Origin of the sequence: Hymenobacter sp. 15J16-1T3B, from assembly GCF_020711235.1 — a bacterium.
Lineage (GTDB): Bacteria > Bacteroidota > Bacteroidia > Cytophagales > Hymenobacteraceae > Solirubrum.
On record NZ_JAJFAV010000007.1, the window covers coordinates 264,431 to 282,061 of the forward strand.

At 64.9% G+C, this 17,631-nt stretch carries 16 protein-coding genes; 6 read left to right on the forward strand and 10 right to left on the reverse strand.

What is annotated here, in order from left to right; translation table 11 throughout:
- Positions 1-90: 90 nt before the first annotated feature.
- Both LJ737_RS14130 and LJ737_RS14135 read right to left on the reverse strand, forming a co-directional pair.
- Positions 91-537 (reverse strand): hypothetical protein, encoded by a 447-nt coding sequence (locus LJ737_RS14130; protein WP_227766782.1) that lies wholly within the window; start codon positions 535-537, stop codon positions 91-93.
- Positions 538-680: 143 nt separating this feature from the next.
- Positions 681-2,807: a M13 family metallopeptidase gene (locus LJ737_RS14135; protein WP_227766784.1), complete on the reverse strand. Its 2,127-nt coding sequence runs from the start codon at positions 2,805-2,807 to the stop codon at positions 681-683.
- Between the two features lie 154 nt (positions 2,808-2,961).
- Between LJ737_RS14135 and LJ737_RS14140 the strand changes: the two genes are divergently transcribed.
- On the forward strand, positions 2,962-3,318 hold the full coding sequence (locus LJ737_RS14140; RefSeq protein WP_227766786.1) for an MGMT family protein: 357 nt from the start codon (positions 2,962-2,964) through the stop codon (positions 3,316-3,318).
- A 6-nt stretch (positions 3,319-3,324) separates the two neighbouring features.
- Here LJ737_RS14140 and LJ737_RS14145 read toward each other — a convergent pair whose 3' ends face one another.
- The 8 genes from LJ737_RS14145 to xseA form a co-directional block, all read right to left on the reverse strand.
- Positions 3,325-4,740 (reverse strand): hypothetical protein, encoded by a 1,416-nt coding sequence (locus LJ737_RS14145; protein ID WP_227766789.1) that lies wholly within the window; start codon positions 4,738-4,740, stop codon positions 3,325-3,327.
- 33 nt (positions 4,741-4,773) lie between these two features.
- Positions 4,774-5,178, reverse strand: a complete 405-nt coding sequence (locus LJ737_RS14150; protein ID WP_227766791.1) for a response regulator — start codon at positions 5,176-5,178, stop codon at positions 4,774-4,776.
- Positions 5,175-6,005: a sensor histidine kinase gene (locus LJ737_RS14155; RefSeq protein WP_227766793.1), complete on the reverse strand. Its 831-nt coding sequence runs from the start codon at positions 6,003-6,005 to the stop codon at positions 5,175-5,177. The genes LJ737_RS14150 and LJ737_RS14155 overlap by 4 nt, the downstream gene beginning before the upstream one ends.
- 321 nt (positions 6,006-6,326) lie before the next feature.
- The gene (locus LJ737_RS14160; protein WP_227766795.1) at positions 6,327-6,974 is read right to left on the reverse strand and encodes a hypothetical protein; all 648 of its coding nucleotides are present in this window, start codon (positions 6,972-6,974) and stop codon (positions 6,327-6,329) included.
- A gap of 63 nt (positions 6,975-7,037) precedes the next feature.
- A complete protein-coding gene (locus LJ737_RS14165; protein WP_227766797.1) occupies positions 7,038-7,355 on the reverse strand; it encodes a hypothetical protein in 318 nt (105 codons plus the stop codon).
- Positions 7,356-7,500: 145 nt separating this feature from the next.
- Complete coding sequence (locus LJ737_RS14170; protein WP_227766798.1) at positions 7,501-8,223, reverse strand: hypothetical protein; 723 nt, start codon at positions 8,221-8,223, stop codon at positions 7,501-7,503.
- Positions 8,224-8,249: 26 nt separating this feature from the next.
- Complete coding sequence (gene xseB / locus LJ737_RS14175; RefSeq protein WP_227766801.1) at positions 8,250-8,483, reverse strand: exodeoxyribonuclease VII small subunit; 234 nt, start codon at positions 8,481-8,483, stop codon at positions 8,250-8,252.
- Positions 8,484-8,528: 45 nt separating this feature from the next.
- On the reverse strand, positions 8,529-10,025 hold the full coding sequence (gene xseA, locus LJ737_RS14180; RefSeq protein ID WP_227766804.1) for an exodeoxyribonuclease VII large subunit: 1,497 nt from the start codon (positions 10,023-10,025) through the stop codon (positions 8,529-8,531).
- 443 nt (positions 10,026-10,468) lie between these two features.
- On the opposite strand from xseA, the gene LJ737_RS14185 reads away from it, so the two are divergent.
- The 5 genes from LJ737_RS14185 (at position 10,469) to LJ737_RS14205 (ending at position 17,564) form a co-directional block, all read left to right on the forward strand.
- The gene (locus tag LJ737_RS14185) at positions 10,469-10,972 is read left to right on the forward strand and encodes a YciE/YciF ferroxidase family protein (protein ID WP_227766807.1); all 504 of its coding nucleotides are present in this window, start codon (positions 10,469-10,471) and stop codon (positions 10,970-10,972) included.
- 203 nt (positions 10,973-11,175) lie between these two features.
- Positions 11,176-12,324: an efflux RND transporter periplasmic adaptor subunit gene (locus tag LJ737_RS14190; RefSeq protein ID WP_227766809.1), complete on the forward strand. Its 1,149-nt coding sequence runs from the start codon at positions 11,176-11,178 to the stop codon at positions 12,322-12,324.
- A gap of 44 nt (positions 12,325-12,368) precedes the next feature.
- Positions 12,369-12,824, forward strand: a complete 456-nt coding sequence (locus LJ737_RS14195; RefSeq protein WP_227766810.1) for a GNAT family N-acetyltransferase — start codon at positions 12,369-12,371, stop codon at positions 12,822-12,824.
- A 79-nt stretch (positions 12,825-12,903) separates the two neighbouring features.
- Positions 12,904-16,032, forward strand: coding sequence for an efflux RND transporter permease subunit (locus LJ737_RS14200; protein WP_227766813.1), 3,129 nt, complete (start codon positions 12,904-12,906; stop codon positions 16,030-16,032).
- Positions 16,033-16,112: 80 nt separating this feature from the next.
- A complete protein-coding gene (locus tag LJ737_RS14205) occupies positions 16,113-17,564 on the forward strand; it encodes a TolC family protein (protein ID WP_227766814.1) in 1,452 nt (483 codons plus the stop codon).
- Positions 17,565-17,631 lie beyond the last annotated feature (67 nt).

Consider the following 17,631-nt stretch of genomic DNA (forward strand, 5'->3'; position numbering starts at 1 on the left):
AGGTGCATACGCCAGCGGAGTGAATCAGACACGAAAAGAACGTCATTCCTCGGCTGCGCTCGGAATGACGTTCGGCTTATGAGGGGTGCCTTATTCCCCGCGGCGCACCCGCACCAGCCGCGAGTGCTGCGGATCGGCCGGCGACTCGTGCTGGTACTCGGCTAGTTCGCGCTTGGTGTAGGCGCGGGTGGCTTCGGCGGCGAAGATGTCGGGGCGGCTGGCGTCGGCATCGGCCGAGGCCACGGGCTTTCGGGCCGGGTGCGTGTACACCGTGTCGCCGCCGAGCTTGTAGACTTGGTAGAAGTAGAACTGCTCGGCCGCGCTGCCCTCGGGCACGAAGCGCACCACCAGCACGTCGCCCACCAGCGGGTTGGCCAGGTATTCGGCGGTTTTATCGGCCGGCGGCGCGGGCACGGCCAGCGTGGTCGATTCGGTGCTGGCCGGCTCCGTGGCAGCTTGTTCGGGTTTGTTTTCGGACTGGCAGGCCGCGAGGCCCAGCAGCAACAGGGCCGCCACAGCGGCAACGGATTTACTCATACTGCAAAGAAAAGGCTCGAACGGCGGCTCGGAGCTGGTTGTACGGTGATAAACCAACCCGCGGTAAACAAAAAGGGCGGCCCGCATGGTGCGGGCCGCCCTTTTTCAACTTTAAAAGGAGGCAACAGTTAGGCCATTGAGCCCTACCACACCTTGGCGCGGTCGGCTTGGGCGCGCATCATTTTCGCGTCCTCTTTGCAGCCGAAGGCCTCGTAGAACTGCGGCATGTTCATCAGCGGGCCGTTGGTGCGGAACTGGGCCGGGCTGTGCGGGTCGGTCATCACCTGCTGGCGCAGGTACTCGGGGCGGGCATTGGTGCGCCACACCTGGGCCCACGAGAGGAAGAAGCGCTGGTCGGGCGTCAGGCCGTCGTACTTGGGGTAGTTGCCGTCGGGGTACTGCTTTTTCAGCTCCTTGTGCAGGGCCGTGTAGGCAATGTTGAGGCCCCCGAGGTCGGCCAGGTTTTCGCCCATGGTCAGCTTGCCGTTCACGTGCACCGAGTCGAGCGGGGTGAAAGCGTCGTACTGCTTGCCTACCACGGCGGCGCGGGCCTCAAACTTTTCCGCGTCTTCCTTGGTCCACCAATCCTTGAGGTTGCCCTCGGCGTCGTACTGGCGGCCCTGGTCGTCGAAGCCGTGGGTGATTTCGTGGCCGATGACGGCGCCCATGCCGCCGTAGTTCACCGCGTCGTCGGCGTTCGGGTCGAAGAACGGGGGCTGCATGATGCCGGCCGGGAAGACGATTTCGTTCATCGCCGGGTTGTAGTAGGCATTCACCGTGGGCGGCGTCATGCCCCACTCTTTGCGGTCGATGGGCTTACCGAACTTGCTGGTGTTGTCCTTGTAGCTCCACAGACGTGTGGCAATGACGTTCTGCAGGTAGGAGTCGCGCGAGATGGTCAGCGAGGAATAGTCCTTCCACTGGTCCGGGTAGCCGATTTTCACCGTGAAGGCGTTGAGCTTCTTCATGGCTTCCTTCTTGGTCGCGTCGCTCATCCAGTCGCTTTGCTGAATATGCTCGCCCATGGCCTCCTTGATGTTCTGCACCATCGTCATAGCCTTGGCCTTGGTGGCCGGCGTGAAGGCCTTGTCGACGTACAGCTGGCCGAAGGCTTCGCCCAGGGCGCCGTCGGTGGCGCGGTTCATGCGCTTCCAGCGGGGCTGCTGCTTCTTAGCGCCCGTCAGTACCTGCGTGAGCTTAAACGACTCGTCGTTGAAGGCCTGGGGCAGCGCCGAGGTCATCGACGTCACCAGGTGCCAGCGCAGGTAGGTTTTCAGGTCGGCCAGGGGCTCCTGCTTGAGCATGGTGTTCAGCTCCTGGAAGAAGGCCGGCTGGCCCACAATCACGTCCTTGGCGCTTTTCAGCTCCAGGTGCTCCAGGATGTGCTTGGGGTTCAGATTCGGGTACTTCTGCTGCAGCTGCGCCACCGTCATCTTGTTGTAGTTGGCGTACGGGTCGCGCAGGTCCACCCGGCTCTTGGAGGCCTTCGCCAGGCGCGTCTCCAGGCGCATGATGGTAGCGGCGTTTTTCTGGGCCGTGGCCTCGTTGTCGCCGGCCAGCTTGAAGGTATTGACCAAGTAGGTCTGGTACGCCGCGCGAATGTTCTTCGAGCGGGCGTCGTCCTTCAGGTAGTAGTCGCGGTCGGGCAGCGAGAGGCCGCCCTGCGAGATGTTGACGGCGTACTGCGAGCTGATTTTGTCGTCCTGCCCCACGTAGGCGTTGAAAAACGCGCCAGTTTGCAGCTGCTGGCTGCGGGCAATCTGAATCTGCAGCCCGTCGAGGTTCTTGACGGCGCTGATGCGGTCCAGCTCCGGCTTCAGCGGCGCCATGCCGGCCTTTTCGATGGCCATGGTGTCCATGGCCGTGGCGTAGTAGTCGCCGACTTTTTGGGCGTTGGTGCCCTTGGCGGCGTTCTTATTGGCCGCAGCCTCCTGCAAGATCTGCCGCATCACGGCGTTGTTCTTGTCGGCCAGTTCGTTGAACGAGCCCCAGCGCACCTCGGCGGCCGGGATGGGGTTGTTCTTGTACCAGTTGCCCGAAGCGTACTGGTTGAAGTCTTGACAAGGCGAAGCTGCCTTATCGATGTTGCTCACGTTCAGGCCCGTGCCCTTCGGAAACGTTTCGGCAGCTGGAGCCGGCGTAGCGCTGGCGGTGGGCTGCGAAGCGGGGGCGGTGCTGGCCGTGGTGGTTTTGGAGCTGGAGGCGCAGCCTCCCAGCGCCAGCGCGCTCCAGGCCGTAGCGACCAGCGCTACGCGGTTGCGGTTTTTCATAAAAATGAAGGGAAAAGCGGTGATGGTAGTGGGAATTGGGCTGGTAAGGTAGCACAGAAGCGCGTTTTTACCGGCCTTGATGCCCTTTTCCCCCAACACTAGCCGGCCGCGGCTCGTTCAGGCGCGGGCAGCCGCGCCCTATCTTCGCATTTCCATGAAGCAGCCCAACGAGCAGAACCGCAACTTCTTCCACGACGTGTACGAGGTGGTGCGCCTCGTGCCACCCGGCCGCGTGACCACCTACGGCGCCATTGCCGGCTACCTGGGCAGCCGCTCGGGCGCCCGCACCGTGGGCTGGGCCATGCAGGCCGCCCACGCCCTCAGCGGCGCCGAGTACGTGCCCTGCCACCGCGTCATCAACCGCCTCGGCATGCTCACTGGCAAGCAGTTTTTCGGCGGGCCCACGGCCATGCAGGCCGCCCTCGAAGCCGAAGGCGTGCGCGTCGTCGACGACCAGGTGCAGGACTTCCCGCGGCTGTTCTGGGACCCGAGCGTGGAGCTACAGCCCTGATAGCGGCTATTTCGGCCGCCCCGCCAGTTTACGCTGCGCCTGTTGCTGGCGCAGCACGCCGCGGCGCAGGTCGAACTGCGCTTCCCGGGCCGGCATTTCCACCAATGCCCCGGGCATCCATTTCAGATACACCGTCTGGCCGGCGTACGGGTACACCGACGCACATGCTTCGGGCTGTCCCGTCGCCCGGATGCACAGCTGCGCGGGGCCGCGCCGTTCCTGCCACACCAAGGTTGTCTGCACGGAATCCGCGCTGAGCGCGCCGTAGGGCTGGCCGTTGACCTCCACGGTGGCGGCGGCCGGCGTGCGCCCGTACAGCACCAAGCGGGCAGGCTGGCCGGGCACGGCCGGCAGGTAGTGCGCGGGCGGCTCGGCTAGCGGCGCCAGGGGCTCGGCTTCCACTGCCCCGGTAAGCAGGTTCAGCCAGAGCTCCTGCCGATAGCTGCTCGTATTGTTGGCCGCAATCAGTCCGCCGACCAGCCCGCCCGTCAGCGCCGCCGCATTTACCGCGCCGGCATCGGGGGCACTCGGCGCCACGAAGCGGTAGCCCTCGGTGGTGCGTTCCAATTGGTAGAAATGCCGCCGATGCAGGATGTACGTGTGCTTTCCGTCGCAGTAGCCCCAGGCGTCGCGCACGGGGGTGCGCTGGCCGCCGGCCCCCACGTAGTGCACCTCAATTTCGTCGGTGCCGGCCCAGCCGGCTTTCGTGCTGGGGCTTCTGGTCAGCGTCGTCGGGTGCTGCGCGTCGGGCTGGTTGTAGCGAAATGCCTGGAAGCTGCGGTAGATGCCCGCGGCCGGCGCCGCGGCGGCCTGCTCGATGGGAAACGGCAGCAAGGCCAGCAGCGGCGTCACCGGCTGCGCTACTTCGGCGGCCGTGAGCACGGCGTGCACGGTCAGCCCCCGGGCGGCAGCCGAGTCGAGCTGCGTCAGGCATTGCTGCACGGCCGCGGCGATATTGACGGGATGCCGGGCCGTCACGTCCACGTCGCGGTGCAGCGCGCGGCCTGCGGCCCGCAGCACCAGTTCGTAGCGCTGGTCGGGCAACATCCGCAGAAAATCCACCACCAGTTCCGCCGTCCCGGTTTCCGAATTGTTGGCGGTCAGTTCGCTCACGCGCAGCCGGTGCACGCGCATGGCGTAGGGCGTGGTGGCGGCCCCCACGCCGGTAGCCAGCAGATCCGTCAGCGCCACGGGCAGCGGCTCGCGCAGGGCGGCCAGCGTGCGTTTGTTGTCGAGTCCCTTCTGCACCCACCCGATGCCGACGCGGTCGGCGCGGGCGTCGATTACCTGCTGCACCCGCCCGCAGCGCAACGGCGCGGTCAGCTTCTGTTCGACCAGCGAAATGTACTTTACCTGCGCCAGTGCCGGCATCGGCAGCAGCAGGGCGCACTTCACGGCGTACAACAGGGCCTTCCCCGGCATTCTGTAACTAGATTCAGATAAGCAGCTGACGGCTCACACCGTGGCCGTCACCTTGCGCCCCACCGCGGCGTAAATCAGCCGGCGCATTTCTTCCGGCGAGGCATTTTTAAGCAGGTAGCCGAAGGCGCCCTCGCTTTTCAGGCTCTCGATGAGTTCGGGCTCGTCGTGCATGGAGATGATGATGACGCGCACCTGCGGGTACTGCACGCGCAGCAGGCGAGTGGTTTGCAGCCCGTCGAGAATGGGCATCTGCAAGTCCATCAGAATCACGTCGGGGCGCACGGGCACCGAGTCGAGGCGTTCGAGCAGGTCCTGCCCGTCGCCGGCTTCGAAGAGCACTTCCATCTCGTCGAACCCCGTCAGCAGGGCGCGCAGGCCCTTGCGGAACAGGATGTGGTCGTCGGCAATGGCTAGCCGGATCGGCGAAGTAGAACTCATGAGGTAAGCGAGACGGTAAGCGGCGCAGCCGCCGGAGTGGATTGAGCAATAGGAAGATAGGCGGCCGGGAAGGAAATCCAAACCCGGGTACCGGCCCCGGGGGCCGATTCGTGGCGGAGCACGCCGCGTAGCACGGCTACGCGGCTGCGCAGGTTGGTCAGGCCCAGCCCAGTGCGAATATCAGGCGAAGTCATGGCTTCGATGGCGGCGTGGTTGTAGCCCACCCCGTCGTCGGCGTATTCGATGGCGAGGCGGTGCTCCCCGTATTCCAGGCGCACGGTGATTTGCCGGGCCTGGGCGTGCTTGAGGCCGTTGCCGAGCAACTCCTGCACCACGCGGTACACGGCCAGTTCGTGGTGCGGAGGCAGGCGGCGGGGCTCCCCTACCTGCTGAATGGTGACGCGAGGGCCGCCTTCGGGCACGGCCCGGCCCAGGGCCTCCACGGCAAAGGCCAGCCCGAATTTTTGGAGCACGGCCGGCAGCAGGTTGCGCGAGATGCGGCGCACTTCCGAAATGGCTTGGTCGAGCATGGCTGTCATTTCCACCGTGGTAGCCGATTCGGGCAGGCCGCTCAGGTGCAGCTTCACGATGGAGAGCATGGTGCCGACGGCGTCGTGCAGGTCGCCGGCGATGCGGCGGCGTTCCTCCTCCTGGGCCAGCAGTGCCGCTTCCAGCGACTGGGCCTGAGCATACTCCCGCTCGCGGCGCAGCTCCTCCTGCTGCTGCAGCAGCCGGCGCTGGTAACGCAGCACAAAGCCCACAATGCCCAGCGCCAGGATCAGCAAGACCGGCGTGACGAGCATGAGGGACATAAGCAGGGAGTTCATTCAGTAGATTACATCAAGACTCGGGGCGGGCCATGCCGGGCGAACAGCCGCGCAGAAGCACAAGAACCCGAATGCAAACCCCGGAGGGCGGAGGCAATGGCTCGGAAGGTCTAAATGTAGCCGATGTTAGCGGCATTTCCCAACGCGCATATTACAGGCACCTCGCCATAAGCCAAGTTATCCTATCCGGGGTTCTATCCCACCAAGTGGCGCCAGTGCAGCGAGCGGGCTGATTTGCGCGGGGCTTTCTTGCTAAAACCGGTTAGGCCCCGGAGTGCCGTTCCTTCGCAGGCGGTGCATCCGGCAGCGGGGCTTCGGACCTCAGGCCGCTTTCGGGCCGTAGGACTCGCCGGCCTGCGGCTGTGCTTCGCGCCAGAGGGCCCCGGTCATCAGCACCAAGTTGATGATGTAGGAAGCATCGATGATAAAGCCCATAACCGAAACGGCCAGCGGATTGCGGGTGTCGTTCAGGTAGCTCATGACCGAGCCTGCGTAGTAAATGCTCAATCCCACGCTTACCGTAAACATGAAGTTATGCCACGGATTGTCGAGGCGCATTTCCCGAACCCACTGCTCGAAGTAGAGCAAAATCATGATAATCATGAGCGGCACCTGCACGGCCCGGGCCACTAGGTTCTCGTGGTTGAGACCTTCCAACCAGAACGCGTCGGCCAGTGCGACCAGCGTAAATACGGCGCCGACCCACGGCATGACGCGGCGCACCGGTTTCAGGTCGTAAGCCTGGTAATAGGCCCAGCCCAGCAGCCAGGTTTCCACCAGCACCGTGACGTGAAACAGGTACATATTAGTGTGCAGCACCTTGCGGCTCCACCGGTCGACGACGGCTTCCAGCGCCCAGAAGCCGAAATACCCAACGATGATTCGGGCCGGCGCCGAGAGGCTGCCCCAGCGCCGGAGCCCGATAATCAGGGGAATAAATACGCCAAAGCTGCTTATGTAATTAAGCACGTGTCTGGCCGTATCAAGCCATGCGGGCGCTGGCGTGGGAGCATCCATCGCCCAAAGGTACGCTTAGGCTTCGCCGTTGCAAAGAGGGCTAGCGGCGCAGCAGTTGTCCGGGCACTTTTCGCCCTTGTTGCCCACTCGGTCCAGGATATCCTTGCCTTCGCCGTCGGCGGCAACGGTCACCAGCGTCATCTTGCCGGTTTCGTCGTAAGCGAAGTAAAAGCGCAGGCCTTTGGCGCCGGCTTGGTTGAGCAACTCGGTGAGCATGGCCTTGCCGAAGAACACGCCCTTATTCTGGGTGGGCTGCTCTTCGCGGAACACGGTCGTCATTTCCACGCCTGCCTCCAGGCTGATGAGGCTGCCTTCGTCGCCGCTGAATCCCATAAAGTTGTTGGTGAATAGGTGAAAGTGGAAAGAGGTCAATGCCCAGTATAGGCGCCCAAATATATGTATCCACCTACATTATTAAGCCAATAATTTTCTGGATTCATCTTGGCAGCCCCTCCGCGTCGGAGCAGCACTAAGATTCTCAACGGTTAAGGCTTACTTCGCGACTTAGCGTCTGCCCTACCATCTGCGCGGGCCCTGCCGACGCCCGTTTCCCTTCCACGCGGAAGGCTTCGATGAGCAGCCCCAGGCACACCAGGAACAGCAGATCGATAACAGCCCCCAGCGGCACTTGCAGGTCGCGGCTGGTAGCCATGGGCATCAGCACGTAACCGGTGATGGAACCGGTCAAGTAGATCATCTGCCCACTGCTGACGTAAAACATGCCTTCGCGCAGCCCGATGCGGCGTTCGGGCATGTGTACCCATCGTTCGAAGTAGAACATGATCAGCACAACCAGCAGGATGGTTTCGGCCGTGTGGGCGTACACGTTCATTTCCCAAATGCCGCTGAGCACCGTGGCGTCGGCCACGGCTATGGCAGTGAAAGCGGCCCCGCCCAGCAGCCAGCGGCGGGGGTGTTGGGCCCCGAGAGCCAGGTAGTAGGCCCAGGCCAGCAGCAGCGTTTCGGCCAGCACGTCGATGTGATACATCGGCCGGTTATTATGCAGCACCTTGCGGCAAAACAGGTTGACGGGGGCCTCCAGGGACCAGAACAAACAATACCACCACACCGCCCGCATGGGGCTCGATAGTCGGTCCCAGCGGCGCCGGCCCATCACCGTGGGCACGATGATGCCGAAACTCCCCACGTAGTTGATGAGCATGTTCCAGTGGTCCAGCCACGGCGGCCATTCGAAACTCATAGTACCAACAACTCAGAAGCAAGTGGTTAGGCCTCGGCGTTGTCGTCTTCCTCGTCGAGGGCGTCGAACACGCGGTCGAGGGTGGCCTCGGCGGTGCGCAGGCGCTGCTTGCAGAAGCGGATCAGTTCGGCGGCGCGCTCGGCGCTGGCGGTCAGGTCGTCCACGTCGACGGATTCGGTTTCGAGGCGGCGCAGCAGCACTTCCAGCTCGGCAATGGCGTCGCGGTAGCTGCGGTCGGCGGCGGGTTGTTGGTCAGGCATGTCAGGCGGTAATCGGAGTCGTTAAGGAATATGCGGAAGCCGCTATCAGAACGGCAGGCGCGGAGCGGCCGGGTTGATAACCTGCACGGGCAAGGGGCCGGCGGGCAGCTGCAGCACGAGCACGGTGCCGGGGGGCGTGGCGGGCGTGAGCGGCTGCAGGCTGTCGGCGTGCAGGTAGCCGCGCCGGGCCAGCGGCACCGGGTCGAGGGCGGCGTGGCGGGTGGTGGCGGCCGAAAGGGCCAGGGCGTGGCGGGCGGTGGCGCGCACGGCCGCCAGCTCCAGCTCGTAGCGCTGGCGCAGCAGGGCCTCGCGGCGGCGCTGGTGCTGGCGCCGGCAGCGCCGCAGCAGCTCGCGGCCGAGGTGGCGCACGTACTGGCGTTGGCGCTCCACGGCTCGGCGGGCGGTGCGCTGCAACTGGTGGCGCTGGGCGGTGAGCTGCCGGGCTTCGCGTTGCAAGGCCTCGCGCGGGGCGTCGGTAGCGCGGCGCAGGCGCTGGCGCAGCACCGTTTGCTCGGCGGCGAGGCGGCCCTGGCTGGCCTGCACCAGCTGCCGGCCCAGGCGCTCCAGCCCGGCGCCGTACTGGGCCAGTTGCTGCAGCATCAGCTCGTGAATGCGCACGCCGTAGCCGTCGAAGGCCGCGTCGAGCCGGGCGAGGCGCTCGACCAGAAAAATGGCCACGGCCGTGGGCGTTTTGAGCGAGGTGTGGGCGGCGAGGTCCACCACGGCTTCGTCGCGGTCGTGGCCGATGCCGGTGAGCACCGGCAGCGGAAACGCCCCCACGGCCGCGGCAAGGCCGAAGTCATCGAAGCACAGCAGGTCGGTGCGGGAGCCGCCGCCGCGGATGATGACCACTGCATCGAAGGCCGTCCGCTCGCGCCGGATCATATCCAGCGCGGCCAACATGCTGGCCGGGGCATCTTGGCCCTGCATCTGAGCCGGGAACAGGGCCACCTCGAAGGCGTAAGGCGCTTCTTCCAGCTGGCGCACGAAGTCCTGCCAGCCCGCCGCCGTGGCCGACGACACCACCGCCAGCCGCTGCGGGGCCAGCGCCAGGGGCAGGCGCTTGTTGCGTTCCAGCAAGTCGCGCTCCTTAAGCTTGGCAATAGTTTCGGCGCGCTGCCGGGCCAGGTCGCCCACGGTATAGGAGGCGTCGAGGGCAATGACGTCGAGGCTGAGGCCGTACTGCTCGTGGAAGCGCACCTGGCAGCGGGCCAGCACCCGCAGGCCGGCGCGCAGTTCCTGCCCGGTTTGCTCCTCAAAATGCGGCCCGAGCACCTCGTAGCGGGTGCGCCAGATGGTGGCCCGCACCTGGGTGCGCACCTCGGCGCCGCCGGGGCCGGCCGCGGGGTCGGTGAGGGTAAGGTAGCAGTGGCCGGCGCCGAAGCGCGGCAAGGTGATTTCGGCAATTTCGGCCGTCACCCAGTAGGCGTCGTCGAAGGCGAGGTGCAGCACGTCGCGCACGCGGCGCAGCAGCTCGGCCAGGGGCACGGGTGCCGGCGGCAGCAGCGGAGTGGCGGTACGGCGGGGACTACGGGGAGGCATGCAACCTGCAAGGTACGGATGAATGCGTGGATGCCGGAATGCACAGCTATGCGTGTGGGCAGATAACAGACAAGCCGCTAACCCGGATTCTCATCCGTAGCCCTGGCCCAGGACCTTACTTCTGCCCTGCTCCGCCTCGCCCTACTACGAGCAAACGTTGTTGCCGCCGGCTGAAATACCGACGCGCAGCCGCCGCGGCCCTGGCGGAAGAACGTGCTGATGGCGGCGCTTCCCCGTTAGTACGAGGCGCGAGCAAGGGCCTTCGGCCGCGCCTCCGAATGACGGGCTTGGCTACTCAGCTGCTGCCCTATTCGCATCCGTACCGCCGTTGCTGCGCAAATCCCATACTCGGCCGTTTCAACCCAGACGCCGGGGCCGCCGTAGGAACCGCAGTTGCCGCTCGAAGCCTCACCTACCATTCTCACCCAAAACACCCGCACATCATGAGTTTCTTTGAAGGCAAGCTCAATTCCCTGGACGACCTGTTCGCCGAACAGCTGAAAGACTTGTACAGCGCCGAAAACCAGTTGGTGAAGGCCCTCCCGATGATGGCCCAGGAAGCCAGCGACCCGCGCCTGCGCGAGGCGTTTCAGATGCACCTGCAGGAAACGCAGGATCAGGTGTCGCGCCTGGAGCAAATCGGCCGCAGCCTGAGCCTGGACCTGGGCGGGCACACCTGCAAGGCCATGCAGGGGCTGGTGGCCGAGGGCAAGGAAACCCTGAGCGAAGACGCCACCCCCGAGGTGAAGGACGCCGCCCTGATTGCCGCCTCGCAGCGCATCGAGCACTACGAAATATCGGGCTACGGCACGGCGCGGCACTTTGCCGAGCGCCTGGGCCACGCCGAAGCGGCGGCGCTGCTCTCGCAAACGCTGCAGGAAGAGCAACTCACTGACACCAAGCTGAATGATTTAGCCAAAGGCTACATCAACCAGCGCGCTATGTAACGCCGTATACTGCCCGGCGCACGGCCGGGCCGCCCTTTCTCCAAAAAAAGCCTGCAACGCGCAGGCTTTTTTTGGGTCTACTGGACTTGTCCGTGAACTGGCCGGGTGTTTGCGCGCCCGGCAACTTTCCGCCGGGTTTCGGCTGTTGTGCCTGGTCGGCCCGGCAGCAAGCCCGGCCGTTCTGCTTTTCTATACCTCTTGTCATGCCCCAAACCGAGCCGTTAACCGACTCCCCAAACGTTCACCACGAAACCAGCGGCCCCGAAGAACCCCGCTCCGGCGGCGCGTGGCGCTGGTGGCTGCTGGCCGCCGCGGTGGTGGCGGTGCTGGCCTTCGTCAAAATCAAGTACTTCCCCTCGCAGTCGGCCGAAGGCGGCAAGGGCGGCGGCAAAGGAGCCGCGGGCGGCGGGCCGGTGCCCGTGCAGGTGTACGTGGTTAAGCCCACCAAGCTCACCGACGCCGTGGCCGCCACCGGCTCGGTGCTGGCCGACGAGCAGGTGACCGTGCGCAGCGAAATCAACGGGCGCATCACCAGCCTGAACTTCCAGGAAGGCCAGCCGGTGCGCAAGGGCCAGCTGCTGCTGACCATCAACGCCGACGAAATCCAAGCCCAGCTGCAGAAGCTGCGCTACAACATCAAGCTCTACGCCGACCAGGAAAAGCGCCAGCGCACCCTGCTCGAAAAAGAGTACATCAGCGCCCAGGAGTACGAACAGTCGAACAATGCTCTGCTCACGGCCCAGGCCGATTTGCGCCTCCTGCAGGCCCAGCTGGCCAAAGCTTACGTGCGGGCCCCGTTCAACGGCGTGGTGGGGCTGCGCTCGGTGTCGGTGGGCGCCTACGTATCGCCGAACTCGCCCATCACCACCGTGTCGCGGGTGTCGCCGGTGAAGGTAGACTTCGCCGTACCGGGCCGCTACGCCTCGGCCGTGAAAGTGGGCGACCAGGTGCAGGTGCTCGACGAAGCCTCGAACAAGAAGTACACCGCCAAGGTCTACGCCATCAACCCGCAGATCGACCCGACCTCGCGCACGCTCTCGGTGCGGGCCATCTACCCCAACAGCCAACAGGAGCTGCGCCCCGGCGCCTTCGTGCGGGTGAACCTGCAGATCGGGCAGGTCGACGAGGCCATTCAGATTCCGACCGAGTCGGTGTCGCCGGAAGCCTCGGGCTACATCGTGTACAAAGTAGTGAAGGGCAAGGCCGAGCGGCAGCCGGTCAAGATTGGGATTCGCTCGGAAAGCCTGATTCAAATTACCGACGGCTTGGCCCAGGGCGACACGATTCTGCGCACCGGCATCCTGCAAGTGAAGCCCGGCGACAAGGTGAAGATTCAGAAAAGCAACCCCTAACGGCCGCTTCTTCCTTGCTGTTCGCCCCCGAAACGCCCCCGTTGATGAACGTCCCCGCTCCTATTACCGTTAGCGAAGTCCTCTTCCGCCCCGCCGCAGCCGCCGACGCGGAGGCGCTGGCCGGGTTGATTGGCTCTATCGGCTACCCCACCGAGGCCGCCGTGCTGCGCCGGCGCTTGGCCCACCTCACGGCCGCCGGCGACCAAGTGCTGGTGGCGGATTTGCAAGGCCGGGTGGTGGGCTACGCGCATTTGCACCAGATGCCCTTCCTGCACCGCGCCCCTGACGGCCGCGTGGTGACGCTGGCCGTGGCCGAAGAGCTGCGCAGCCAGGGCCTGGGCCGGCGCCTGCTGCAGGAGGCCGAGCGGGTGCTGCGCGAGTGGGGCTGCGGGCGCGTGGAAATCACCAGCGGCTTCTCGCGCGAGGCGGCGCACCGCTTTTACCTGCGCGAGGGCTACCAGGAACAGTCCAAGCGCTTCGTGAAGCTGCTCGGCGGCTGATGTTTCGGCCGCCCTTCCCTTGCCGAAGTATCTCCGGCCGCCTCGTTTTTCCCAATAGAACCTACCGCAGTTTGCTGCTATGAGTATATCCTCCACCAGTATCGACCGGCCCGTACTGGCCATCGTGATGAGCGTGGTCATCGTGCTCTTCGGCGTGATTGGCTACCGCTACCTCTCGGTGCGCGAGTACCCCAGCGTCGATCCGCCCATCATCACCGTGAGCGGCTCCTACACCGGCGCCTCGGCCGACGTGATTCAGTCGCAGGTGACCGAGCCGCTGGAAGAAGGCATCAACGGCATTGCCGGCATCAAAAACCTCACGTCCACCTCGCGCGACGGCCGCTCCAACATCACCGTGGAGTTTGACCTCGAAGCCGACCTGGAAACGGCCGCCAACGACGTGCGCGACAAGGTGTCGAGCGTGCAGGGCCGCCTGCCCCGCGACATGGACCCGCCCACCGTCACCAAGGCCAACGCCGACTCGCAGCCCATCATGATGGTGTACCTCAGCTCCGACAAGCGCAGCCTGCTGGAGCTGACCGACTACGCCGTGAACGTGCTCAAGGAGCGGATTCAGACCATCCCGGGTGTGTCGGAAGTGCGCGTGTTCGGGGAGCGGCGTTACTCCATGCGCCTCTGGCTCGACCCGGTGAAGCTTACCGCCCTGCGCGTGTCGCCGACGGAGGTGCAGCAGGCGCTGACGCGCGAAAACGTGGAGCTGCCCTCCGGCTCGGTGCAGGGCAGCAGCACCCAGCTCACGCTGCGCACCATGGGCCGCCTGAGCACCGAGGCCGACTTCAACAACCTCATCTTGCGCCGCGACTCCACCTCGCTGATTCGCCTCAGCGACGTGGGCTACGCCGAGCTGTACCCCGAAAACGACCAGACCCTGTTTCGCGTCAACGGCGTGCCGCAGGTGGGCGTGGCCGTGATTCCGCAGCCGGGCTCGAACCAGATTGAAATTGCCGACGCGTTCAACAAGCGCCTGACGCAGCTGCGTACCGACTTGCCAAAGGACCTGAAAATCCAGCCGGGCTTCGACAATTCGCAGTTCGTGCGCAAGTCCTTGAATGAGGTGAAGCACACCATCTTCGAGGCCTTCGTGCTCGTGGTGGTCATCATCTTCCTCTTCCTGCGCGACTGGCGCAGCACCATCATCCCGATGGTGGCCATTCCGGTGTCCTTGGTGGGTATTTTCTTCGTGATGTACCTGCTGAACTTCTCGGTGAACGTGCTCACCACCCTGGCCATCGTGCTGGCCATTGGTCTGGTAGTCGACGACGCCATTGTGGTGCTCGAAAACATTTACTCGCGCATCGAGGCGGGCGAAGAACCCATGGAAGCGGCCCACAAGGGCTCCAACGAAATCTTCTTCGCCATCATTTCCACCACGGTGGTGCTGGCGGCGGTATTCTTGCCGGTGGTATTTCTCTCGGGCATCACCGGCCGCCTGTTCCGCGAGTTTGGCATCGTGGTGGCCGGCTCGGTGCTGATTTCGGCCTTCGTGTCGCTGACCCTGACGCCGATGATGTCGTCGCGGCTGCTTAAGCGCAGCGAGACGCACAACTGGTTTTACCGCAAAACCGAGCCCTTCTTCGAGAAGCTCACCAACGGCTACAAGCACAGCCTGGAAAGCTTCCTGGCGAACCGCATCTGGGCCTGGCTGATGGTGGCGGCCACCATTGGCGGCATCGCGTTTTTCATCAAGGCCATTCCCTCGGAGCTGGCCCCGATTGAGGACCGCTCGCGCGTGAACATCAGCGCCACAGCCCCGGAAGGCTCCTCGTTCGAATTCATGGACGCATACATGAGCCAGATGCAGCAGGCGGCCATGGACTCGGCCGGCGCGAACATGAGCAGCACCTACGCCGTGACCTCGCCGGGCTCGGGCTCGGGCGCCAACTCCGGCATTGCCCGCGTGCTGCTGGTGGATCCGGACGCGCGGAAAATGACCCAGCAGCAACTCGCCGACAAGCTTAGCGGCATGGTGAAGAAGTTCTCCGCGGCCCGCGCCTCGGTGTCGCAGGACCAGAGTATTGGCGGCGGCGGCGGGGGTGGCGGCGGGGGCGGTGGCCTGCCGGTGCAGTTCGTGGTGCAAAACCAGGACTTCGAGAAGCTGCGCGAAATCGTGCCCAAGTTTCTGGCCGCGGCCCAGGCCGACCCGACCTTTCAGTTCGCCGACGTGAACCTGAAGTTCAACAAGCCCGAGCTGCGCATCATCATCGACCGGGAAAAAGCACAGTCGCTGGGTGTGTCGGTGCAGGACATTTCGCAGACCCTGCAGGCCGGCCTCTCGGGCCAACGCTACGGCTACTTCCTGCGGGAGGGCAAGCAGTACCAGATCATCGGGCAGGTGGCCCGCGAGGACCGCAACCAGCCCCTGGACGTGCGCCTGCTCTCGGTGAAAAACAACCGCGGCGAGCAAGTGCAGCTCGATAACGTGGTGCGCCTGGTGGAAAGCAGCACCCCGCCGCAGCTCTACCGCTTCAACCGCTACAACGCGGCCACGTTCTCGGCTTCCCTGGCCAAGGGCAAGACCGTGGGCGACGGTATTGCCGCCATGCAGGCCATTGCCGACAAGCTGCTCGACGACACGTACTCCACCGAGCTGGCCGGCACCTCCCGCGACTTCCAGGAAAGCTCCTCCTCGCTGGTGTTTGCCTTCGGCCTGGCGCTGCTGCTGATTTACCTCACGCTGGCGGCGCAGTTCGAGAGCTTTAAGGACCCGGCCATCATCATGGTGACGGTGCCGCTGGCCCTGGCCGGGGCGCTGCTGAGCCTGTGGTACTTCAACCAGACGCTCAACATCTTCTCGCAGATTGGCATCATCATGCTCATCGGCCTGGTGACCAAAAATGGCATCCTCATCGTGGAGTTTGCCAACCAGCGGGCCGAGCAGGGCGTGCATTACCTCGAAGCGCTGGTAGAAGCCGCTGCCACCCGCTTCCGCCCCATTCTGATGACCTCGCTGTGCGCCATTCTCGGCATCATGCCCATTGCCATTGCCACCGGCGCCGGCGCCCTGAGCCGCCGCGCCATGGGCATCGGCGTGGTGGGCGGCCTGGTGTTTGCCACCGGCCTGACGCTCTACATCGTACCGGTGATGTACTCGTACTTCGCCACGGCCAAGAAAAAGCACGCCAAGCCCGCGCCCAGCGAGGATACCAGCAAGCACGCCGAGCCGGCCGAACCGGCTTTGGCGCACTAACCAGTCGAAAGCTTCGCTGCTCCGTTGAGGGGCGGGGCTTTCCAGTCACCTTTTAGCTTCGATTTCGCAAGCTTCCCCGAATGCGTTTCCCCACACACATAGCCCCGTTCCGCTCCCTCCTACCGGCCGTGGCGCTGCTGCTGCCCCTGGCCGCCGCTGCCCAGCAGCCCGGCAAGGCCCCCGCCAAGGCGCCCAACCCCGGCAGCCAGCTGGCCCAGCCGCAGACGGTGGCGCCCGGCACGCCCCTGTCGCTGGAAGAAGCCATCCGCCTCGGGCTCGAAAACAATTACGGCATCCGTATTGCGCGCCGCGACGAGGAAATCGTGCGCAACAACGTGACGCGCGGCAACGCTGGGCAGCTGCCCACCGTCAGCGGCAACCTCTCGCGCACGTTCAACATCAACTACTCGCGCCAGCAGCTCAACAACACCGAGCCGCGCCTCGTCAGCGGCGGCAAGGCCAACGCCCTGGGCGTGGGATTGGGCCTGAACTGGACCATTTTCGACGGGCTGGGCATGTTCATCGCCTACGACCGGCTGCGCACCCTCGACCAGCAGCAGCAGCAGGTCACGCGCGCCACCGTGGAGCAGGCCGTGGCCGACATCACCGACGCCTACTACACCGTGGTGCGCGAGCGGGGCAAGATCCGGGCGTTTGAGGAGGCGCTGAAAGTCGGGCAGGCACGCATCGACCTGACGCAGGCGCAGGTGGACGTGGGCGTGACGGCCAAGGTGGAGCTGCTCACGGCCCAGGTGGACTACAACGCCGACCGCGCCCTGCTCATTCAGCAGCAGGAAGCCCTGGCCACGGCCAAAACCAACCTCAACAACCTGCTCGGTCGCGCGCCGAGCACCGACATGAACCCGGCCGACTCCATCGTGGTGAACCGGGCGCTAAACAAGGAACAGGTAGTAGCCGGCATCGTGGAGCGCAACCCGGTGCTGCAGCAGGCCCGCTTGGGCGTGGACGTGGCCACGCTGGAGCGCAAGCAGGTGGCCGCCACGCGCCTGCCCCAGGTGGACGTGGTGGGCGGCTACAACCTGAACCGCAACATCAACAACGCTGCCTTCATCAACACGCCCCAGGGTTCGACCTTGGCCACCAACACCAACCGCGTGTACGGGCCCAACTACGGCGTAGTGGCTTCGGTGCCCATCTTCGACGGCTTCAACCGCCGCCGCCTGGAGCAAAATGCCCGTGTGAACATCGAGCGCAGCAAGCTGCAGCTCGACCAAGCCCAGCTCGACCTCAACACCCAGGCCGAGCAGGCCTTTTTGCAGTACCAAAACCGCCTGCAGCTGCTGGACTTGGAAGAAAGCAACATTCAGCTGGCCCGCCAGAACGTGGCCATCACGCTGGAGCGCTACCGCCTGGGACTGCTCAACCAACTCTCGCTACGCGAAGCTCAGCGCAACCTGCTCGACGCCGAAAACCGCCTGCTCGACGCCCGCTTCTTGGCCAAGCAGGCCGAAGTGGTGCTGCGCCAGCTCAGCGGCGACTTGGTGCAGCAACCGCCGGGCGCGCCGAAATAAGTTGCTTCGCCCCGAAACCCCGCCGCCCGCGCTGCCCCAACAGGGGACGACGCGGGCGGCGGGGTTT